This is a genomic window from Streptomyces sp. NPDC037126 (genome assembly GCF_055605965.1).
The window spans coordinates 78,510-96,560 of the sequence record NZ_JBVJTD010000002.1 but is presented as its reverse complement, the minus strand read 5'-3'; the positions used below and the strand labels follow the sequence as shown (position 1 = coordinate 96,560).

General features: G+C 72.4%; 19 protein-coding genes. 2 read left to right on the top strand and 17 right to left on the bottom strand.

From position 1 onward, the window contains the following. Positions 1 to 77 precede the first annotated feature (77 nt). Positions 78 to 956: a universal stress protein gene (locus ACZ7FF_RS05455; protein ID WP_470810570.1), complete on the top strand. Its 879-nt coding sequence runs from the start codon at positions 78 to 80 to the stop codon at positions 954 to 956. A 255-nt stretch (positions 957 to 1,211) separates the two neighbouring features. Here ACZ7FF_RS05455 and ACZ7FF_RS05450 read toward each other — a convergent pair whose 3' ends face one another. From ACZ7FF_RS05450 to ACZ7FF_RS05415, 8 genes are read right to left on the bottom strand one after another with little or no spacing between them, the layout of a single operon-like run. Beyond that, positions 1,212 to 1,868 (bottom strand): potassium channel family protein, encoded by a 657-nt coding sequence (locus ACZ7FF_RS05450; RefSeq protein WP_470809733.1) that lies wholly within the window; start codon positions 1,866 to 1,868, stop codon positions 1,212 to 1,214. Then, on the bottom strand, positions 1,865 to 2,524 hold the full coding sequence (locus ACZ7FF_RS05445) for a potassium channel family protein (RefSeq protein ID WP_470809731.1): 660 nt from the start codon (positions 2,522 to 2,524) through the stop codon (positions 1,865 to 1,867). The genes ACZ7FF_RS05450 and ACZ7FF_RS05445 overlap by 4 nt, the downstream gene beginning before the upstream one ends. Further along, a complete protein-coding gene (locus ACZ7FF_RS05440; RefSeq protein WP_470809730.1) occupies positions 2,521 to 5,376 on the bottom strand; it encodes a cation-translocating P-type ATPase in 2,856 nt (951 codons plus the stop codon). Before ACZ7FF_RS05440 ends, ACZ7FF_RS05445 begins: the two co-directional genes overlap by 4 nt. Then, positions 5,366 to 5,824 (bottom strand): CBS domain-containing protein, encoded by a 459-nt coding sequence (locus tag ACZ7FF_RS05435; RefSeq protein ID WP_470809728.1) that lies wholly within the window; start codon positions 5,822 to 5,824, stop codon positions 5,366 to 5,368. Before ACZ7FF_RS05435 ends, ACZ7FF_RS05440 begins: the two co-directional genes overlap by 11 nt. Positions 5,825 to 5,863: 39 nt before the next feature. After that, positions 5,864 to 6,853, bottom strand: coding sequence for an Acg family FMN-binding oxidoreductase (locus ACZ7FF_RS05430; protein ID WP_470809726.1), 990 nt, complete (start codon positions 6,851 to 6,853; stop codon positions 5,864 to 5,866). 6 nt (positions 6,854 to 6,859) lie between these two features. Beyond that, complete coding sequence (locus ACZ7FF_RS05425) at positions 6,860 to 7,729, bottom strand: universal stress protein (protein WP_470809724.1); 870 nt, start codon at positions 7,727 to 7,729, stop codon at positions 6,860 to 6,862. Further along, complete coding sequence (locus tag ACZ7FF_RS05420) at positions 7,719 to 8,000, bottom strand: DUF1918 domain-containing protein (RefSeq protein WP_470809723.1); 282 nt, start codon at positions 7,998 to 8,000, stop codon at positions 7,719 to 7,721. The genes ACZ7FF_RS05425 and ACZ7FF_RS05420 overlap by 11 nt, the downstream gene beginning before the upstream one ends. Positions 8,001 to 8,050: 50 nt before the next feature. Further along, complete coding sequence (locus ACZ7FF_RS05415) at positions 8,051 to 9,523, bottom strand: nicotinate phosphoribosyltransferase (RefSeq protein WP_470809721.1); 1,473 nt, start codon at positions 9,521 to 9,523, stop codon at positions 8,051 to 8,053. 181 nt (positions 9,524 to 9,704) lie between these two features. Between ACZ7FF_RS05415 and ACZ7FF_RS05410 the strand changes: the two genes are divergently transcribed. Beyond that, entirely contained in the window at positions 9,705 to 10,127 is a 423-nt protein-coding gene (locus ACZ7FF_RS05410) for an Hsp20/alpha crystallin family protein (RefSeq protein WP_470809720.1), read from the top strand. A 65-nt stretch (positions 10,128 to 10,192) separates the two neighbouring features. Here ACZ7FF_RS05410 and ACZ7FF_RS05405 read toward each other — a convergent pair whose 3' ends face one another. From ACZ7FF_RS05405 to ACZ7FF_RS05365, 9 genes are read right to left on the bottom strand one after another with little or no spacing between them, the layout of a single operon-like run. Then, on the bottom strand, positions 10,193 to 10,813 hold the full coding sequence (locus ACZ7FF_RS05405; protein ID WP_470809718.1) for a V-type ATP synthase subunit D: 621 nt from the start codon (positions 10,811 to 10,813) through the stop codon (positions 10,193 to 10,195). Next, positions 10,810 to 12,204 (bottom strand): V-type ATP synthase subunit B, encoded by a 1,395-nt coding sequence (locus ACZ7FF_RS05400; RefSeq protein ID WP_470809717.1) that lies wholly within the window; start codon positions 12,202 to 12,204, stop codon positions 10,810 to 10,812. The genes ACZ7FF_RS05405 and ACZ7FF_RS05400 overlap by 4 nt, the downstream gene beginning before the upstream one ends. Beyond that, positions 12,201 to 14,003, bottom strand: coding sequence for a V-type ATP synthase subunit A (locus ACZ7FF_RS05395; protein ID WP_470809715.1), 1,803 nt, complete (start codon positions 14,001 to 14,003; stop codon positions 12,201 to 12,203). Before ACZ7FF_RS05395 ends, ACZ7FF_RS05400 begins: the two co-directional genes overlap by 4 nt. Further along, positions 14,000 to 14,509 carry a hypothetical protein gene (locus tag ACZ7FF_RS05390; RefSeq protein ID WP_470809714.1) on the bottom strand — a complete coding sequence of 170 codons (510 nt, stop codon included), beginning with the start codon at positions 14,507 to 14,509 and terminating at the stop codon, positions 14,000 to 14,002. The genes ACZ7FF_RS05395 and ACZ7FF_RS05390 overlap by 4 nt, the downstream gene beginning before the upstream one ends. Further along, the gene (locus ACZ7FF_RS05385) at positions 14,506 to 14,733 is read right to left on the bottom strand and encodes a hypothetical protein (RefSeq protein WP_470809712.1); all 228 of its coding nucleotides are present in this window, start codon (positions 14,731 to 14,733) and stop codon (positions 14,506 to 14,508) included. The genes ACZ7FF_RS05390 and ACZ7FF_RS05385 overlap by 4 nt, the downstream gene beginning before the upstream one ends. A gap of 2 nt (positions 14,734 to 14,735) precedes the next feature. Further along, a complete protein-coding gene (locus tag ACZ7FF_RS05380) occupies positions 14,736 to 15,149 on the bottom strand; it encodes an ATP synthase subunit C (protein WP_470809711.1) in 414 nt (137 codons plus the stop codon). Then, on the bottom strand, positions 15,134 to 16,573 hold the full coding sequence (locus tag ACZ7FF_RS05375) for a V-type ATPase 116kDa subunit family protein (protein ID WP_470809709.1): 1,440 nt from the start codon (positions 16,571 to 16,573) through the stop codon (positions 15,134 to 15,136). Before ACZ7FF_RS05375 ends, ACZ7FF_RS05380 begins: the two co-directional genes overlap by 16 nt. After that, positions 16,560 to 17,492, bottom strand: coding sequence for a hypothetical protein (locus ACZ7FF_RS05370; RefSeq protein WP_470809707.1), 933 nt, complete (start codon positions 17,490 to 17,492; stop codon positions 16,560 to 16,562). Before ACZ7FF_RS05370 ends, ACZ7FF_RS05375 begins: the two co-directional genes overlap by 14 nt. After that, a complete protein-coding gene (locus ACZ7FF_RS05365) occupies positions 17,489 to 17,926 on the bottom strand; it encodes a hypothetical protein (protein WP_470809705.1) in 438 nt (145 codons plus the stop codon). Before ACZ7FF_RS05365 ends, ACZ7FF_RS05370 begins: the two co-directional genes overlap by 4 nt. Positions 17,927 to 18,051: the final 125 nt, after the last annotated feature.

Genomic DNA, 18,051 nt, shown 5'->3' with positions numbered 1-18,051 from the left:
GCCCACAGAGGTGCGACCGTGAAAGTCACCCCCCATGTGCTGCGCGACGGGCGGCCCCCTGAAAGGTGGTGGGGATGATGACACTTCCTCTGGTGGCAGGCGTCGACGGATCGGACTCGTGTCTGGCGGCGGTCGACTGGGCCGTGGACGAGGCCGATCGCCACGGTCTCCCGCTCAGGCTCGTGTACGCCTCGCTATGGGAACACTATGAGGCGCGCCTTCCCTCCGTGGACCCCGGACGCCCTTGTGAGCAGGTGCTGGCCGAGCACATCGTGGCCTCGGCGGCCGAGCGCGCCGAGCGACGCAACCCGGATGTGAAGGTCACCACCGACATCATCCCCGAGGACCCGGTGGACGCCCTCGTCCGCGAGGGCGAGGAGGCTTTCACTCTGGTGACGGGTTCACGTGGCCGGGGCGAGGTCAAGGGGCTGCTCCTCGGGTCGGTGGGACTGGCCGTGTCGGCCCGGGCCCAGTGCCCGGTGATCGTCGTCCGAGGCGATCCCGCGGGGCTCGCGGGCTCACACGAGCGGATCCTGCTCGGCATCGGCGACGCCGACGACACGAGCGCCGAGGCCGTGCGGTTCGCCTTCCGGGAGGCCGAGGTGCGCGGCTGCGTCCTGGACGTGGTGCACGCCTGGCGCAGGCCCGCCTTCGACAGGCACGGCGACCGGGTGCAGGCAGGAAGTCCGTCGGACACGTACGAGGAGCGTGCCTCCGCCGTCGTCGACGCTCGGCTCAAGGCCGCGATCGCCGAGTACCCGCATGTCCGAACGCGTCCGGCGACGCAGGAAGGGCCGGCCGCCAGGATCCTCGTGGACCGGTCGGCGGCCGCGGACCTGGTGGTCGTCGGGGCACGGCGCCGGACGAGCGTCTTCGGATTGCAGCTCGGCCGCGTCAGCCATGCGCTCCTGCACCGCGCCCAGTGCCCTGTCGCGGTCGTCCCACAGCGGCAGTGAGCGTCGGCGTCAGGCAAAGGGGCGGTCATGTTTCCGATATCCCTTGCCGACAAGGCAGTTGGGGGTGCGTGTGACGCAGTCGCGGGCCGTACCCCTGGTGCGGTGCGTCGTCTGCCCGCCGCTGCGCGGCTGTACCTGGTCGGTCGGGCGCTCCGGCCTGCCGGGGGCTGGTGGCTGCGTGACGGGTGGAAGGCGGTCGTGATCGTGCGGCCGGGGAAGCGGTGATCCGGGGTCCCGGACCTGCAGGCCCCTCGATCACTGGAAGGCCGCATGGATCTCCTGTTCGGTCGCCTCGTGCGACACGAGCAGGAGTTCGTCGCCGGGGAGCAACCGCATCTCGGCTCCGGGAACCGTGGGCCGGCCGTTGCGTACGACGGTGGCGACCACGGTTCCCGTGGGCAGGGCGATCTCGCCCAGCGTGCGCCCCGCGGCCCAGGAGTGCTCGGTGATGGCGGTCTCGATGACCTCGACTCCCGCCTTGCTCAGCCGCAGCAGCGCCACCGTGTCCGTGGCGCCGGTGGCCTCCTCGATCAGGGAGATCAGCGGGGTGGCCGTGGGTACGGCCACGTCCACGCCCCATCGCTGGTCGAAGAGCCATGCGTTCTCGGCCTCGTTGACGCGCGCGGCCACCCGCGCCACTCCGAACTGCCGCTTGGCCAGCAGGCTGATGACGAGGTTGTCCTCGTCGCGGCCGGTGGCCGCGATGACGAGGTCGCAGGCGAGGGCTCCCGCGTGCTCCAGCAGACCAGGCTCGCAGGCGTCCCCGGCCACGAGCCTCACGTGCGGCAGGTCTTCGAGCTCGGCCACCCGGTCGTCGTCGTACTCGACGAGGGTGACGTCGTTGCGCGCGGCGGACAGGACCTGGGCGATCTGGGTGCCCAGCCGGCCCGCGCCCGCGATCAGGACCTTCACGTTCCCAGCTCCTTGTCGAGAAAGCCGCTCAACCGGCCCAGCGCGGTCGCGGCGACGCCGAAGGTGACGAGGTCGCCGGACTCCGCCAGGACACCGTGTGCCGGCAGCAGTGAGCGGCCCCCGCGGGTGATCTCCACGACCCGGATCTCGCCGTCGACGTCGAAGTCGGTGAGCTGACGCCCGACGAGATACGGCGGCAGCTGGGAGCGGACGAGGAGTGTCTCGCCGTTGCCGAAGGAGACTTCTGGGCTGAGGTGGCGGTGCAGCAGCATCTGATGGATACGGCCCACGGCCCAGCGGACGCTCGAGATGGTCGGGATTCCCAGTTCCCGGTAGATGTCGGCGCGGCGTGGATCGTGGATGCGGGCGAGGACGATCGGGACCCGGTACGTGTCCTTGGCGGTGCGTGCGCTGACGATGTTGCTGTTGTCCCCGGAGGTGACCGCGACGAAGGCGTCCGCCTGAGCGATGCCGGCCGTTTCCAGCGCGGCGCGGCTGAAGCCGTTGCCCACGTGGAAGGCGCCGGGGAAGCCCGGCGACAACTTTTTCCGCGCCTTGGGCTGCAGGTCGACGAGTCGTACGTCGTGGCCTTCGGTGACGAGTTGCGTGGCCAGAGCGGCCCCGACCCGCCCGCAGCCCGCGATGATCACTCTCATGCCGTTCCTCCCGTCGGGGATGCCGAACTCCGGTGTCGCAGTGCCCACTTCCGTAGTTCCTCGGCGACCAGCAGCAGCACTCCGAACGCCGCAAGTACCGCCCAGTCGGCGGGGGACAGGGGAGCGGTGTGGAAGATCGCCTGAAGCGGTGGGGCGTAGCTGATGGCGGCCATGAGCCCGATGCCGAAGCAGCCGGCGGCCAGCAGCCACGGATTGCTGAGCAGACCGGCACGGAAGACGCTCTGCCGGTCGGTGCGCACGGCGAGGGCGTTGAAGAACTGGCTGACGACGATGCCGGCCTGGACCATGGTGATGGCTTCCCGGTAGACGGGATTCGTCTTGGTGAAGTCCGCGTAGGGGATGCCGGAGCCATGGATGTGCCAGAAGAAGACCGCGCACACGCCGAGTGACTGGATGCCGCCGAGGAAGAGGATGCGGCCCATGACGGCGGTCGAGAACAGCCGCTCCTGGCGGGGCCGCGGGGGGTTGTTCATGACGTCGGGCTCCATCGGCTCCGCGCCGAGGGCGAGGGCGGGCAGCACGTCGGAGCCGAGATCGATGGCGAGGATCTGTACGGCCGTGATCGGCACCAGCGGGAACCCGGTGAAGGTCGCGGCCAGGATCGGAACGAGTTCGGCGATGTTGTGGCTGAAGAGATAGATCAGGAACTTGCGTATGTTCCGGTAGACCGAGCGGCCCAGCCCCACCGCGGTGGTGATGGAGGCGAAGGAGTCGTCGAGCAGCACCATCACGGCGGCCTCACGGGCGACGTCGGTGCCGGAGGCGCCCATGGCGACGCCGATGTCGGCGTGCTTGAGGGCGGGGGCGTCGTTGGCTCCGTCGCCGGTGACGGCGACCACCTCGCCACGCCGCTGCAGCGCTGTGACCACCCGCATCTTGTGCTCCGGACTGACCCGGCACAGCAGCAGCTCGGTGGAGCCCGCCAGCAGGGCGTCCAGACCGTTCGCGTCCATCGCGTCCAGTTCGGCGCCCGTGGTCACCGCCGGGGCCGACTCGCGCACGATACCGACGCGGCGGGCGACGGCCTCCGCGGTGAGAGGGTGGTCGCCGGTGACCATGACGATGCGGATACCGGCCCGTCGGCAGGAGTCCACCGCATCCCGGACCTCCGGCCGGGGCGGGTCGTACATCCCTGTCAGACCCAGCAACGTCAGCTCGGACTCGACGTCACCGACCGAGGGGTGTGGGCCTGAGACCCGCCGCTCCGCGACGGCCAGTACGCGCAGACCCTGTCCGGCCATGCCGTCCGCGGCCGCGGCCACCCGGGCGCGGACGGCGTCCGTCAGCGGTGTTCGAGCTCCGCCCCGGTCGACGGTGTCACAGCGGCGCAGGAGTTCGAGCGGCGCGCCCTTGACATAGGCGAGGTATGTGCCGTCACCGACGCGGTGCACGGTGCTCATCAGCTTGCGTGCGGAGTCGAAGGGGTGCTCCGAGACCCGAGGCGTCACGGCTTCCTCCCGCGCCGGGTCCAGGCCCGCTTTCGCGGCGGCCACCAGCAGGGCGCCCTCCGTGGTGTCCCCCAGTACCCGCCATGTGTCCCGTCCGGTCGGCGGCACCAGCCTGGCGTTGCCGCACAGGGCCGCTGCCCGCAGCAGTTCCCGCAAGCCCCCCGCGTCGGTGATCTCGCCGACCGGTGCGTACCCCACTCCGGACACGGCGTGCGAGGCGTCGTCCGCCCACAGCTGTACGACGGTCATCTCGGCCTGGGTGAGGGTGCCGGTCTTGTCGGTGCAGATCACGCTGGTCGAGCCCAGCGCCTCCACCGCGAGCAGCTGCTTGACGAGTGCGTGCCGGCGAGCCATGCGCCGCACGCCGATCGCCAAGGACACGGAGAGAGTGGCGGGAAGTCCCTCCGGCACCAGGGCGACCATCACACCCAGCGAGAAGACAAACGTGTCCACGAACGGCTGCCCGCTGGGCACACGCACCGCGAACAGCACGGCTCCGGTCGCCAGGGCCACGCCCGCCACCCGGCGGGCCATGACCGCGACCTGACGCTGCAACGGGGTCTGCTGCCGCGGTGCGGCGGCCGTGAGCCGGAAGATCCGTCCGAACTCGGTGGCCGCACCCGTCGCGATCACGACGCCTTTGCCCGTGCCCGCGACCAGGTCGGTGCCCATGAAGACGCAGTTGCGGGCCTGAAGCGGCGGCATCGGCGGCACGGGTTCCGCGACCCGGGCCACGGGGTCGCTCTCGCCGGTGAGCGCCGCGTTGTTGACGGTGGCCTCCTGCGCCTCGACCAGCCGGCAGTCGGCCGGTACCGCGTCCCCGGCGTCCAGGACCACCACGTCCCCCGGTACGAGATCCCGCGCGGGAAGCTCCCGCCGCTCCCCGTCACGCAGCACACGGCAGGTGCGCGGCACCATCGCCTGCAGAGACTCGGCCGTACGCTCCGCGGAGTACTCCTGCGCGAACCCGATCCCGGCGTTGAGCAGCACCACCCCGAGGATCGCCAGGGCCAGCTGGAGGGTGGCCGGATCCCGGGGCTGCCCCAGCAGATAGGCGAGGAACGTGATGGCCGACGAGACGAGCAGCACGACCGCGAACAGGTCGGTGAACTGGGCGACAAGACGACGCCACATACGGCCGTGGCCCACGCTGGGCAGCTCGTTGGGACCGTGACGGCCCTGCCGCGCGGTCGTCTCGGCCGAGGTGAGGCCCCGGGGCGAGCTGCCCATGGCGGCGAAGACGTCGGAGACCGCAAGGGAGGGGATGGAGGACGAGGTGGCGCCCGGCCTTTCCGGGGGCGGCCCCGGCACGGTCGCAGTGCCGCCCGCGGACCGGCTGTCCTCGCGCAGAGCGGTTCCCCGCGCGGCCGGGTCAGGGCTCATGCAGGGCTCCAGCCTCGGGGCGAGGGCCGGGTGGCTCCTGTAGGACGCTCCAGGCGACCGGGCCCAGCATGTCGGCCAGGCGCCGGAAGACGTCGAGGAACAGGTCGTCAATCGTCAGGACTCCGACCACCCGTCCCGCATCCAGCACCGGAAGCCGACGGACACCTGTGCGCCGAAACGTCCGGTAGGCGACCTGGAGATCGTCGGTCGCTTCCACGGTGGTGACTCGGGCGGACATGACCGACTCCACCGGAGCCTCCGTGCTCACACCGCCGCACATGCCGCGAACGACCAGGTCGCGGTCCGTGACTATGCCGTGCAGTGCTCCGTCTTCGGTCACGACGACAGACCCGACCGCGCGCTCGGACATCCGGCGGGCCACGTCGGCGATGGAGGTGCGGGGCGGTACGCACACCGGTGGAACGGTCATCACCTCGCAGACCTTCATGGTGCTCTCCTCACGCCTGGCGACCGGTACCGGTCCGTGTCAGAGGACGTCGAGCACATCGGCCACGGGCCGTCGTGGGCTGGCGGGACCCTCGGGGCCGTAGCCGAGCCGGATCACCATCTGTACGTGCGCCATGGCCGACACGGGATCGCGGACGGCCCACCGGGTCTCGGGCCACTCCAGGGGCTGGGAGGTGAGGGAGGCGACCAGCCCGTCCGCGGTGGCCCGGAGCAGGACCCGCTCCAGCGCCTGACCGGTCAGGAGCCAGTCAAGCGGTCTGTCGTGGGCCGTACCGAGCAAGGCGATGTTCGGGTTCTTCTCGAAGGACGCCCAGGCGCGTCCGGGCATCGGGCGGCCGGCGGCGAAGTCCCGCACCGGGGCCGAGGTACCGCGCTGCCGCGGGCCGAACGCCTCGCCGGAGATGCCGTCGGCCGCCCCAGTGGCATGGGGCAGCTCCGTGTGCGTCCAGCGTGCCGCTTCCTCACGCACGTCCGGGGCCAGCGCCTCCCTGTCCTCGGCGTCCCGCACCAGCTCCAGGATCGACTGCACGTGCCATGCGCCGGGGAAGGAGAGCTGGGCCCCCTCGTCGTGGGCCGCGTCGGACAGCCTCTCCCGCACGGCGTCCGGGATTCCCTCGTCGCGGAAGGGCAGGCGGCTGGAGTGACGACGGCGGACTACCGGGCCCAGCCGGGCGAGCGCCTTGTCGGGAGTGCCGCTGCCGCACAGATGCACCTCGGCGAGGAGTTCGGGGTAGGCGGGGTCCGGCAGCAGCCGGACCACCGGTGCCAGCCCCGCCGCCGCCGCGGCCACGCGCAGGTTCAGCAGCGCGGCGCCGCAGCCGATGTGCAGGCCCCGGCGCTCCGGGTCGATGTGCGGCAGGGCGCGCTCGGGGTCGGCGTACAGACGCAGCACGCCGACGTCGCGCAGGTAGCGGAACGCCCAGGGCTGGGCGTTGTGCAGCGACGGCGCCGCAGCGGCCTCCGTCACGAGCGCGGAGACGGCGTTCACATCAGGAGGTTCTGCAGTCACAGTGGCTCACCCTCGTACAGGGACCGCGATGACAGGGCAACTCGCGTGGTGCAGCACGCCTTGGCTGACCGAGCCGAGCAGCATGCCGGCGAAGCCTCCACGGCCGCGGGTGCCCACCACCAGGCCCAGCGCGTGCGCGGAGGCGTCGGCGAGCACTTGGACGGGATGTCCCAGGAGCACTTCGTGTCGCAGGTCGACCTCGGGGTAGCGGGCGTGGCGGCCCGCCACGGTCTCGGAGAGCAGGCGCCGGGACTCCTGCTGCGGCTCCGACTCGTCGAAGATGCGCAGCCGCCCGGGCTCCCAGACGAGCAGGGCCCGCAGCTCGGCGCCGCGCAGGGCCGCCGCCTCGAACGCCACGTCGACCGCGGCTGCGGAGTGTTCGCTGCCGTCGACGCCGACGACGAAATAAGCGGGTTCCTGGGTGACGTGCTCCGGCTCGGGGACGACCACCAGGGGACAGTGCGTATGGGCCATGAGGGGCAGGGCGACGGACGCGGAGCCGAAAACCTCCTGCTTCCGGCTCAGATGCCGCGAACCCAGCACGACGGCGGTTGCGTCTCGACTCTCCTCCCGCAGAACCCACACCGTGTCGCCCTCCGCGAGCAGCGCCTCGATGTCGAGCTGCGGGTGCCGGGCCGCCACGAAGTCCGTGGCCTCGTCCAGCACCTGCCGCCCGGCCTTGTGCAGCGTTTCGTTCCATTCCTCCCACGACGGCGGGAGCTGCCCCCGGTAGCCCCGGGTGGGTACACCCTCGACGTGCACGGCACGCAACGGCAGCCGACGGCGGGCGGCTTCGTCCGCCGCCCAGGCCAGGGCCATTCGATGGGCCGGATCAGGATCCACGCCCACCACGACCGGTCGGCGGTCACCGGGCATGGCCGTCTCCTGTCACCAGGTGCCGGACGTAGGCATCGGGACCCGGGAAGTACAGGGTCAACCGTCCGTCCTCGGCCCAGCGCACGTCGTAGGGCGGACTGCCGTCGGGATGATGGAGGCCGACGATCTCGCCGTCCCGTGCGACCACGCCGGCCGTGGTCCCGCGTACGACGATCTCGTCGCCCACGCGTGCTCGCATGGAGGCGCCGGTCGCCTCGGGGCCGATGCTCACGGCCCGGTCGTCCTTCTTCGCTGGAGCGGGGGTGGACATGGCCCTCGCCTCCTCCCTGCGGTGGCGCGGAAGGGGTGCCGTCGCCTACTTCATGGAAGGCTCCGGTGGCGTGGGCCTGCCAGGGGCCATTGGTCCCCGCGCGGGGCCTGCCGACCCTCCGCCGCAACGGCTGCTGGTCGGTGTGGGGAGGCCGAGAGCGGCGCGGCGCGGGGGACCGCCCTCTCCGTTCGACGGCTCGGGCACAGGCGGGCTTCGATGTCGGCCCGCACCGAGGCCGTCAGCCGTTCGAGACGTTCGGACCGTTCGGGCCGGACCGGCTCGGGGTTCCCGATCCTGCGTGCTGATCCGGGCAGACCGGCGATGTCCTCGCGGAATCGCCGACGGGCGTCCTGCCAGTGGTCCGGCGACCACGTCCGGCGCCCACCACGCATGACCCCGCGCAGCAACGGTTCCGCGGAGTCCGGCGGTGTCTCGGCCGCCAGGGCGATGAGGTCGGGCTGTCCGGGGCGACGGAAGACCTGCTTGCGGCCCGGGGCCGTGACCTTCGCCGAGGACAGCTTCATGACGGGGCGGTCGTCGTACTCGACGAGTTTGTACGCGGCGTCCAGGTACGGGGCGTCCGCGGCGACGCCCACCTTCGTGCCCACGGCGTACACGTCGATCGGGGCATCGGCGCGCACCAGCCGGTCGACGGCGTACTCGTCGAGTCCTCCGCTCGCCACGATCTGCACGTCGCTCAACCCCGTGGTGTCCAGTAGGGCGCGTGCCCTCCGCGAGAGTGCGTCGAGGTCGCCGCTGTCCAGGCGGATCGCACAACCAGGACCGCGACGGAGGTCGTCCAGGACGCGGGAGGCGATGCGCACACCCTCCTCGGTGTCGTAGGTGTCGACGAGGAAGGTGACGGGACCGGGGTGACAGCGCGCGAAGGCGCGGAACGCCTCCTCCTCACCGGGGAACGCCTCGACGTAGGAGTGGGCCATGGTGCCCGAGGCAGGAATACCGAGGGAGGTGGCCGCGGCGACGTTGCTGGTGCCTGCGTAGCCCACCATTGCGCCCAGCCGGGCGGCCTGCAGCCCCGCCCAGGGGCCGTGCGTGCGGCGCAGCGAGAAGTCGACGACCGGCCTGCCCGCGGCGGCCAGGACACAGCGCGCCGCCTTGGACGCCACCACCGTCTGATGACAGAGCTGGTTCAGCAGGTACGTCTCCACGAGCTGTGCCTGCGGCAACGGCGCGGTGACCTCCAGCAGCGGCTCACCGGCGAACACCACGTGCCCCTCCGGAACCGCGCGCACCTCGCCCTCGAAGGCGAGCCCGAGGAGTGGTTCGAGATCTCCGGCAGGGCGGTGCAGGGCCTCCGCGAACACTTCGACGTCTTCGCGCTCCACGCGGAACCCGGCCAGGAAGTCCAGGGCGGACTCCAGGCCCGCGGCGACCAGGAAGCCCCGGCCGGGCGGAAGATCGCGGACGAAGAGACTGAAGGTCGCCGGGGACCACATGTCCTCCTGGAGGTAGGACATGGCCATGGTCACTTCGTAGAGGTCTGTGGTGCTGACGTCGGACATGGTGATCGCCGCCGAGTCTCGTGCGTCCCCTGGACTCAGTCTGACCGCGACCGCACGGCACGAAATGGACCACAGGGCTCGGGTGTGTGGGCTGTTCGGCCTCAGCGGCCCGTGTTTCCGCGCGCTGGACTGGAGGCGTCCGGACAGCCGAGGAGGCCCGGACAGCCGAGGAGATACGGCGATGACCACACCGATACGCAAGCAGAGGTTCGCGTTCCCGGAGATGCCGGACTGGTTCGAGAACCTTCCGGCCCGGTTCGCGATGCCCACGATGGGTGACCTGTACACGGTCCGGATCGAGGACTACACGCAGGACGGCCGCTATGTGATGCGGGCGGAGCTTCCAGGTATGGCGCCCGAGGACATCGACGTCTTCATCACCGACGGTGTGCTGACGGTCCAGGCCGAACGCACCGAGAAGGAGATCGCCAAGAACCACAGTGAGATCCGGTACGGCGCGATGAGCCGCAGCGTGTCACTGCCGCCCGGCGCCGATGACGACGACGTCAAGGCCGACTACACCGACGGCATTCTCACCATCAGCGTGGGCCTGGGCACCGAGAAGGCGGAGGCGAAGCACGTGGAGATCCAGCGTGGCAGCTGAAAGGGGCCGGCGCGGTACGGCGGGCCTCGCTCGGGCCCGCCGTACCGCGTCCGGTTCGTAGCGTGTCACTGGTCGGCGCGGTCGGCGGCCCAGCGGCGGCGTACTGCTTCTTCGTGTTCCACCTCTTCCAACGCCAGCTCAAGCGCCGCGAGTTCGTCCTCCAAGCGAGGGATCCAGTGCCGTCGCAGGGCGCGAACCCGCTGTCGCGTCCGTCCGGCTTCGGCGGCCAGCAGGTCGGCGGCCGTTCTGTGGGCGGCGAGGTCCGCCGCGGCCCCGACCGCGGCACGGTATGCCGTCTCGGCGTGCGCGAGCGCCGTGTTGGGTGGTGTGAGCTCCGTGGGGGAGCGTACGGGGGCCTTCCACTCCACTGCTGCGGGATGGCGTACGCCCATGAGCGCGGCCCACTGGACGTCGACGCGCGCCCGGTTCGCCGGCGCGGCTTCGACCAGCGCGTGTCCGCCGCCCAGCAGCACCCCTCGGAGCAGCCAGGTGTCCGCTTCGGCCAGTCTTCCCCGCCACACCCGGTCCGCGTCCTCGGCCGCCCGCCGTGCCGTCTGCTCGCGGTCGAGCAGGAGCCGGAGTTTGCGTTCCAGCAGGTCGGCCCCGCGCACCGCTGTGGCGAGATTGCGGCGCAGCCGCAGGCGCCCGGCTCTTCCAGCCGGAGTCCGGCGCCGCCGGGGGCTCATCGCGGTTCCTCACCCCGGGGCGGAGCATGGACGTCGAGCAGGTCGGCCGGGAGCATACCGAGCTGGCTGCGTGGCAAGGTGAGCAGCACCTCCCAGGCACGGTCCAGAGACTCCCTCAACGGCCTGTTCTCGTCGTGGCGTTGCGCGAGGAACCGGAGCCGGAAGGCGTCCTCCAGTTCCAGGTGGCGCAGATCGGTGGGGCTGAGCGCGGAACGGCCTATGAGGTCGGCGAGTTCCGCCACCTGCCGGGACCGGGCCAGGGCGGCGATCAGCTGCGCGGCGACGGCCGGATGGTCGGGCCGGGTCCGTCCGGGTCCTGTTCCCTTGCGCATGAGACGCGAGAGCGAGGAGAGCGGATCCACGGGCGGATAGACGCCGGTGGCCTGGACGTCGGCCGACAGCACGATCTGGCCTTCCGTGATGTACCCGGTGAGGTCGGGGACGGGGTGGGTGATGTCGCCCGCGGGCATGGTGAGCACCGGAACGATGGTGACCGATCCCGGTCGGCCCCGGATCCGGCCGCAGCGTTCGTAGAGGGAGGCGAGGTCGCTGTAGAGGTAGCCGGGGTAGGCGCGCCGGGCCGGTATCTCTCCGCGTGCCGCGGACACTTCGCGCAGCGCTTCGGCGTAGGCGGTCATGTCCGTCATCACCACCAGCACGTGTCGTCCCTCTGCGAAGGCCAGCTGTTCGGCGACGGTCAGCGCCAGACGTGGGGTGAGCAGCCGTTCGATCACCGGATCGTCGGCGGTGTTGAGGAACAGGACCAGTTCCCGTGCGGCGGAACGCGCGGCGAGCCCGTCACGGACGAACGCAGTGTCGGCGTGGGTGAGCCCCATCCCGGCGAAGACGACGGCGAACGGCTCACCTCCGCAGGTCGCCTGGGCCGCGATCTGCACGGCCAGTTCCAGGTGCGGCAGTCCGGCCGTCGAGAACACCGGCAGCTTCTGGCCCCGCACCAGCGTGGTCAGCACGTCCACGGCGCCCACGCCGGTGAGCACCGGCTCATCGGGTGGTTCCCGGCGTACCGGGTTGATCGGCGCGCCGCCGACCGCCGCGTACGTCCCACCGAGCACCGGCGGTCCGCCGTCCGCGGGCTCTCCCCGGCCGTTGCACACCCGCCCCAGCCACCCGCCACCCACCGGGATCCGCAACGGCGCACCCGAGAAGGCGACACGGGTGCCGGAACGGTTCATGCCGGCCGTGTCCTCCAGCACCTGTACCACCGCGACGTCGTGGTCCACCTCGAGAACCAGGCCGTGGCGTCGTTCACCGGAGTCCAGGACGATCGTGGCGAACTCGTCCCAGCCCACCCCGCCGACCCCTTCGACGACCACCAGCGGGCCGCGCAGTTCCCGCACGCCCGTGTACTCGATGCCGGCGGTGCCGCTCACGCCGCCTCCTCGAGCCGGGCCAGCACGAGGTCGCGCGCCGCCGTCACCGGAGGGGTCTCCGCGGGACCCGCCACCTCCCGCGCCCGCAGGAGAGGGGTGAAGTCGACCGCTTCGACCGCGTCCGCCTGGGTACCGGAATCCACCAGCTCCAGACACCGGTCGATGACGGCCAGCACGGCGTCCACCAGTGAGGCCGTCTTCTCGGGCGTGCTGAAGGCGTCCGCGGGGGAGAGCGCGTTCTGCTGGATCACGGCCTCACGCAGCAGCCGGCCGGCGAGCACGCTGATCCGCTCGCGGGGTGGCAGAGCGGTGATGCCGACCAGCTCGACGAGGTCCGCCAGCCGGTCGGCCTCCGCCAGCTGGGCCGCCACGCGGCCGCGCCGCTCGGCCCACTCGGGGTCACCGGACCGCGCATGCGCGGCGGCCAGTGCGGCGGCGTCCCGTGAGAAGGACTCCGACCACGAAACCGCCGGATAGTGGCGAGCGTAGGCGAGTTCGCGGTCCAGGCTCCACAGGCACCGCACGAACCGCTCGGTGTGCGCGGTGACGGGCTCGGTGCGGTCGCCGCCCGGCGGGGACACCGCGCCGATCACGGTGACGGATCCGGACGCGCCGCCGAGCGTGCGCACGGGAGCCGCCCGCTCGTAGAACGCGGCCAGTTGGGAGGCAAGCCCCGCCGGATAGCCCTCCTCGGCGGGTAGTTCGCCCATACGGGAGGCGAACTCGCGCAGTGCCTCCGCCCAGCGGGACGTCGAGTCGGCGATGAGTACCACGGCAAGACCCATGTCCCGGAAGTACTCCGCGACCGTCGCGCCCGTGTGCACACTGGCCTCGCGGGCCATCATCGGCATGTTGGAGGTGTTCGCGATCGTCACCGTCCGCTCCGCCAGCCGGCCCCCGGTCCGCGGGTCGACCAGTTCCTCCAACTCCTCGATGACGTCCGCCATCTCGTTGCCGCGCTCGCCGCAGCCGACGTAGACGATCACATCCGCGTCACACCACTTGGCGATCTGCTGGAGCAGCATGGTCTTGCCGGTGCCGAAACCACCAGGGACTGCCACCGTGCTGCCGCGCGCCACAGGGAAGAGCAGGTCCACGGCGCGCTGTCCGGTGTTCAAGGGCACGTCCGTCGGCAGCCGGCCTGTCACCGGTCGTGGCTTGCGCACCGGCCACGACTGCCTCATGCGCACCTCGTGTCCGCCCACCACGGCGAGCACGTCCGCCGCGGAGTACTCGCCCGCCCTCGCGATCCGTGTCACCGTGCCGGACCGGTCCGGCGGCACCAGAAGCCGCAGCGGAAGACTCGCGCCGATCTCTCCGAGGACGTCGCCGGGCTCGACCGACGCACCTTTCGACACCGACGGCGAGAACGGCCGCTCGGCGAGATCCCGTTCGACGCTCGGCGACCCGCTGGTCGTGAGGAGGTCACCGGTGCCGGCCAGGGGCCGCAGCAGACCGTCGTACACACCGCCGAGGAGATCCGGGGCCAGCCGCACCGACAACGGTCGCCCCTGGGGCTCCGCGGGATGGCCGGGGGCGAGCCCCCCGGTGTACTCGTAGGCCTGGACGGTGGCCGTGTCGCCGTGGATGGCGACGACCTCACCCGGCAGCCGGTCCGCGCCGAGCGCGACCAGGTCGTGCATGGCCGTCGTGGGAGGGCAGGTGATCTCCACGAGGGGCCCGGCGACGCGGAGAACGTGCGGCCTGTCCGCCCGGCCGGGTGCCGGGGCGCCGGTGGTGACGTGCGGGACCGGCCGTGCTTCGGGCGCATCCGACGCCTGACCATCGACGGCGGTCACGGCGGTCCCCAGAGCGACTCGACCCGGACACCCAGCCGTTCCAGTGCGCCGTCGGCGAGGGCGTCCGCCGACAGGTCGAGCCGGCGGCCGGGCACCTCGGCCGTCACCCCGCCTCCGGGCGCGGCCGTGACCCGCGCATCCGGACCCAACTCGGTCCGTGCCGCCTCCGCGAGGCGCGAGGGTGGAACCGCGCCCTTCGCCAGTGCGCGCCGCACACCCTCATGGATCGCGGCCCTGAGCGCTGCGTAGACCTCGGCGCGAGCCGTGAGTTCCGTCGTCCACGCGTCCTGTGCCGCCCGCACCCGCTCCCGGTCGGCCTCGGCGGCACCGTCGGCCTCGCCGAGCTCCCTGGCCCGGTCGAGCACTGCCTCCGCCGTGGCGCGCGCCGTGCGCAGGGTTTCCTCGGCCCCGGCACGCGCACGGTCCAGTACGGTGTCGGCCGCGGCCTGCGCCGCGCGCAGCAACTCGGCGCGTACGGGTTCCAGTGCCCCGACGGGTGCGGTCATGGAGGCATCACCACCGTCAGGGGCCAGGTGGGGTCCGGCGCCGTCGCCGCGCTGTCCAGCACCTCGGCGGCCTCGGCCGTGAGGATCACCAGGCCGACCGTGTCCGGCAAGGCCCGCCAGGCCGCGCGTACAGCCTCCGGCTCCTCCGCCACGAGGACCTCGACGCCGGCGAGTGCCAGCCCGCACACGTCGATCCGGGCGCCGATGGCGGCGACGGTGCCCATCGTCAAGCCTTTCCGATCAGCAGGATCGCGACCACCAGCCCGTACACGGCGATGCCCTCCGCCAGTCCGACGATCACCATGGCCCGGCCGAACATCTCCGGTCGTTCACTCAACGCGGCCAGCGCGGCGGCGCCGGTGTAGGCGACGGCTATCGCGGCGCCTATCGACGCGCCGGCCACCGCGATGGCCGCCCCGATCAAGGCGGATCCGTTGACGCCGCCGGGGGCAGCGGCCTGGGCCGAGGCCTGGGCGGAGCCCGTCAGGGCCGTGGCGAGGACGACCACGGCCCCCACCAGCAGGGCGAGATTCGTGCCCAGGAGCCAGCGGAAGGCGTGCCTGGTCCGGCGACGCCGCAGCAGCCGGACGGCGCCGAGTACCGCGGCCAGGACCGGCAGGACGATCAGCCAGGCGAGCATGGGATCACCTTCGCAGCGGGATCGGCAGGCTCCGCCGGGGGAACGTGCCAGGGACGGAACGGGCGGCCCTCCGTTTCGAAGAGCCGGGAGAAGAGTTCGTAGAACTCCAGCCGCAGGGCCTGCACGCCGGCCACCAGAGCCTCCAGGGCGAAGGAGACGGTCGTGCCCACGCCGAACAGCAGGGCCGCGCCCGCGACTCCAGCGATGCCACGTCCTGCCAGAGCCGTGGTGCCGCGCCACACCAGATCGGCGAGCGCGGCATGGGTGAGACCGAACGCCGCCAGCCGGGCGAAAGACAGGGTGTTGGTGCCCGTACGCACGACGACGTCGAACAGCCGCACCAGCGTCTCGGCGACTCCCGCGCCCCCGCCCGCCGTGGCACGGAACAGCCCGAGCGCTACCAGCGCCAGCCCGGCCAGGCCCATCACGGCTCCCACGAGCGCCGCCGACCGCATGTGGAGGAGCAGGCCGGCAACGGTCAGTGCCAGGCCCAGGTAGAACAGCAGCCCAGCGCAGCCGGACGCCCCGTACAACCCCGCGCCCCAGCCCCCCTCGCGCACCCGGTTCAGCGCGCCGGCGGCGTGCGCGAGGGCCAGCAGACCGGCTCCGAGGACGACGGCCGCGGCCAGCAGACGCGCGGGGTCTTCGAGTGGGTCCAGCCACAGCACGGGGAGCAGTCCGGTCGGCCCGAAGAACTCGCCGTACGCGGCGCCCGCGAGCATGGACGCGACGCCGGCGCCCGCGAGGAACGGCCACAACGGGCGGAGTCGAGCCCATCGCCGCGGCTGTCCGAACCGCAAGGCGATCGCACCCATCACGAGCAGCGCCCCGTGGCCGACGTCACCGAACATGATCCCGAACATCGCGACATAGGTGAGGCCCGCCGGCCACGAGGGGTCGAGATCGGCGTAGGCGGGTGTGCCGTACGTCGTCACCAGAGGGGTGAAGGACGCGGCGCGGCCAGACCGCAGGAAGGTCGGAGGATCGGTTCCCCGCGGGGACGGCAGCGGCAGCAGCGCCCCGCCCGCCGCGGACAGCCGGCCGGCGACGCGGGGCACCTCGGCGGCCGGGCACCACCCGGCCAGCGCGGCCACCTCCCCACGCCGAACGGCGCTCTCCGCCCGCTCCTCCAGCTGAGCCTCCCCGGCCAGCAGGGCGAGATCGCCGCGTCGTTCGAGCCGGTCGAGGTCGGGGGCGCCGGCGGCCAGGGCGACCGACGAGGCGTTCTGGGGCGCGGCCGCCGTCGTCCCACGCAGGCGCTGCAGACGCACTGCCGCCGCACCCGGCGCGGCCTCCTCGGCACGGTCCAGCTCGACGCAGCCCTCCTCGGCGATCCGCACCAACGCGCCTCGCAGGGCCGCCTCCGGCACGACCACCGCCACACGGCACATCCGCACCGGTGTCATCGCCTCAGACCAGGGCATCGAACACCTCCCCAGGGCGTCCTCCGCGCGCCGCCGACTCCAGGGCCGCCCGAACCCGCCAGGCGTCCACGGACAGCACCGCGACCGCGCCGACCACCACTCGGGGCCCGCACCCGCCCTCCCGCAGCATCGCCGCGCCGTCGGCTTGCACCGTCCGCCACCAGCGGACCTCGGCCCGCCACAGCGCGGCCGGCTCGTCGGCATCCGCCAGGACCCAGCGGGCCGCCGAGGGCAGACCCTCGCGGAACTCCTGGTACGAGGCGGCGACCGGAGCTCCCGCGCCCAGCAGCCGGGCCGCGTCCCGTCGCGCGGGCTCCGGAAGAGAGCGCCGGTGTACGAAGAGTTCGCGCGCCGCCAGCAGTACCGCGCGTCCCCGCGCCCACCGGCGAGCGGGCGGAACGGCGGCGGCGGTCCGCCGCGCGGCTGCCATCCGCATGCTCGTGACCAGGGCCCACGGAGTGTCCGCGCCCGGATCGCCCCATGGCGAGGCGGTGAGGGCCACCCGTAGTTCCGCGGGTGTGCCCGCACGTTCCAGGCTGCGCCAAGCGGTCTCCAACGCGCCCAGGCGGTAGGGCGCCGGTGTCACAGCAGCCGGGTGGCCGTCCGGTGCGGGCAGGCGGGAGATGACGTTGGAGATCTCGAAGCCGGCGGCGAGCGGAACGAGCATGCGGGCCCCGCCTCGCGGCAGCCATCCGGCCAGTACCCGAAGATGCCACAGCAGGGTGTCGGCCACCGCCCGCTGCACCTCGGGCAGCCCCACGGCCGTCCGCGCGTGTCGTGCGTACGGCGTCGTGGCCAGGCGCTGCAGCGCGTCGTCCAGGGTGGGGCCGCGCGCGATCTCCCGCGCACCGGCGGCCCCCGGGTGCCGGCCGGCCAGGGCCTTGGCCCGCACGGTTCCGGCAACCCACCCGGCGGTCATGGCTCTCCTCGCGCCCCGTCCGCCAGCCGCAGGGCATCCGCCACCGCGATGTCCACCAGGTGGGGCATGCGTTCCATGGCCCGCTCACGGAGCGCCGATGCCGTGCGGTTCCCTTCGGTGCGCAAGGCCTCGGCCTCCCGCCGGGCCTGCTGGACGATGGGTTCCGCGGCTTGCCGGCGGACCTCGGGAGCCTGCTCTCGCGCGGCCGCCACAAGGCGCTCCGCTTCTCCAGCGGCCTTCTGCCGAAGCGTCTGCGCCGCGTTCTCCGCAGCAACCCTCACGTCCGCCGTTCGCTGCTGAGCACCTGTCAACTGCGCCAGTGCCGGGGCGAGTTCCGCCTCGCGCTCTGCCGTACGGTCGACGGGCACGCCGGTGGCGGACGCGCCCGGCGTACCCGCCGGACGGAACCGTTCCAGGAAGTCCCGCAGACTCATCGGCGGCCTCCTGCCGGTCGACTGCTCCTCCAGTCTCACCGTTCCTCGTCCACCCCGCACCGCATAGGGCCGTCACGCCGTTTCAGCAGGGCCGTTCGGCTCTTGGCATGGCCAGGGAGGACGCA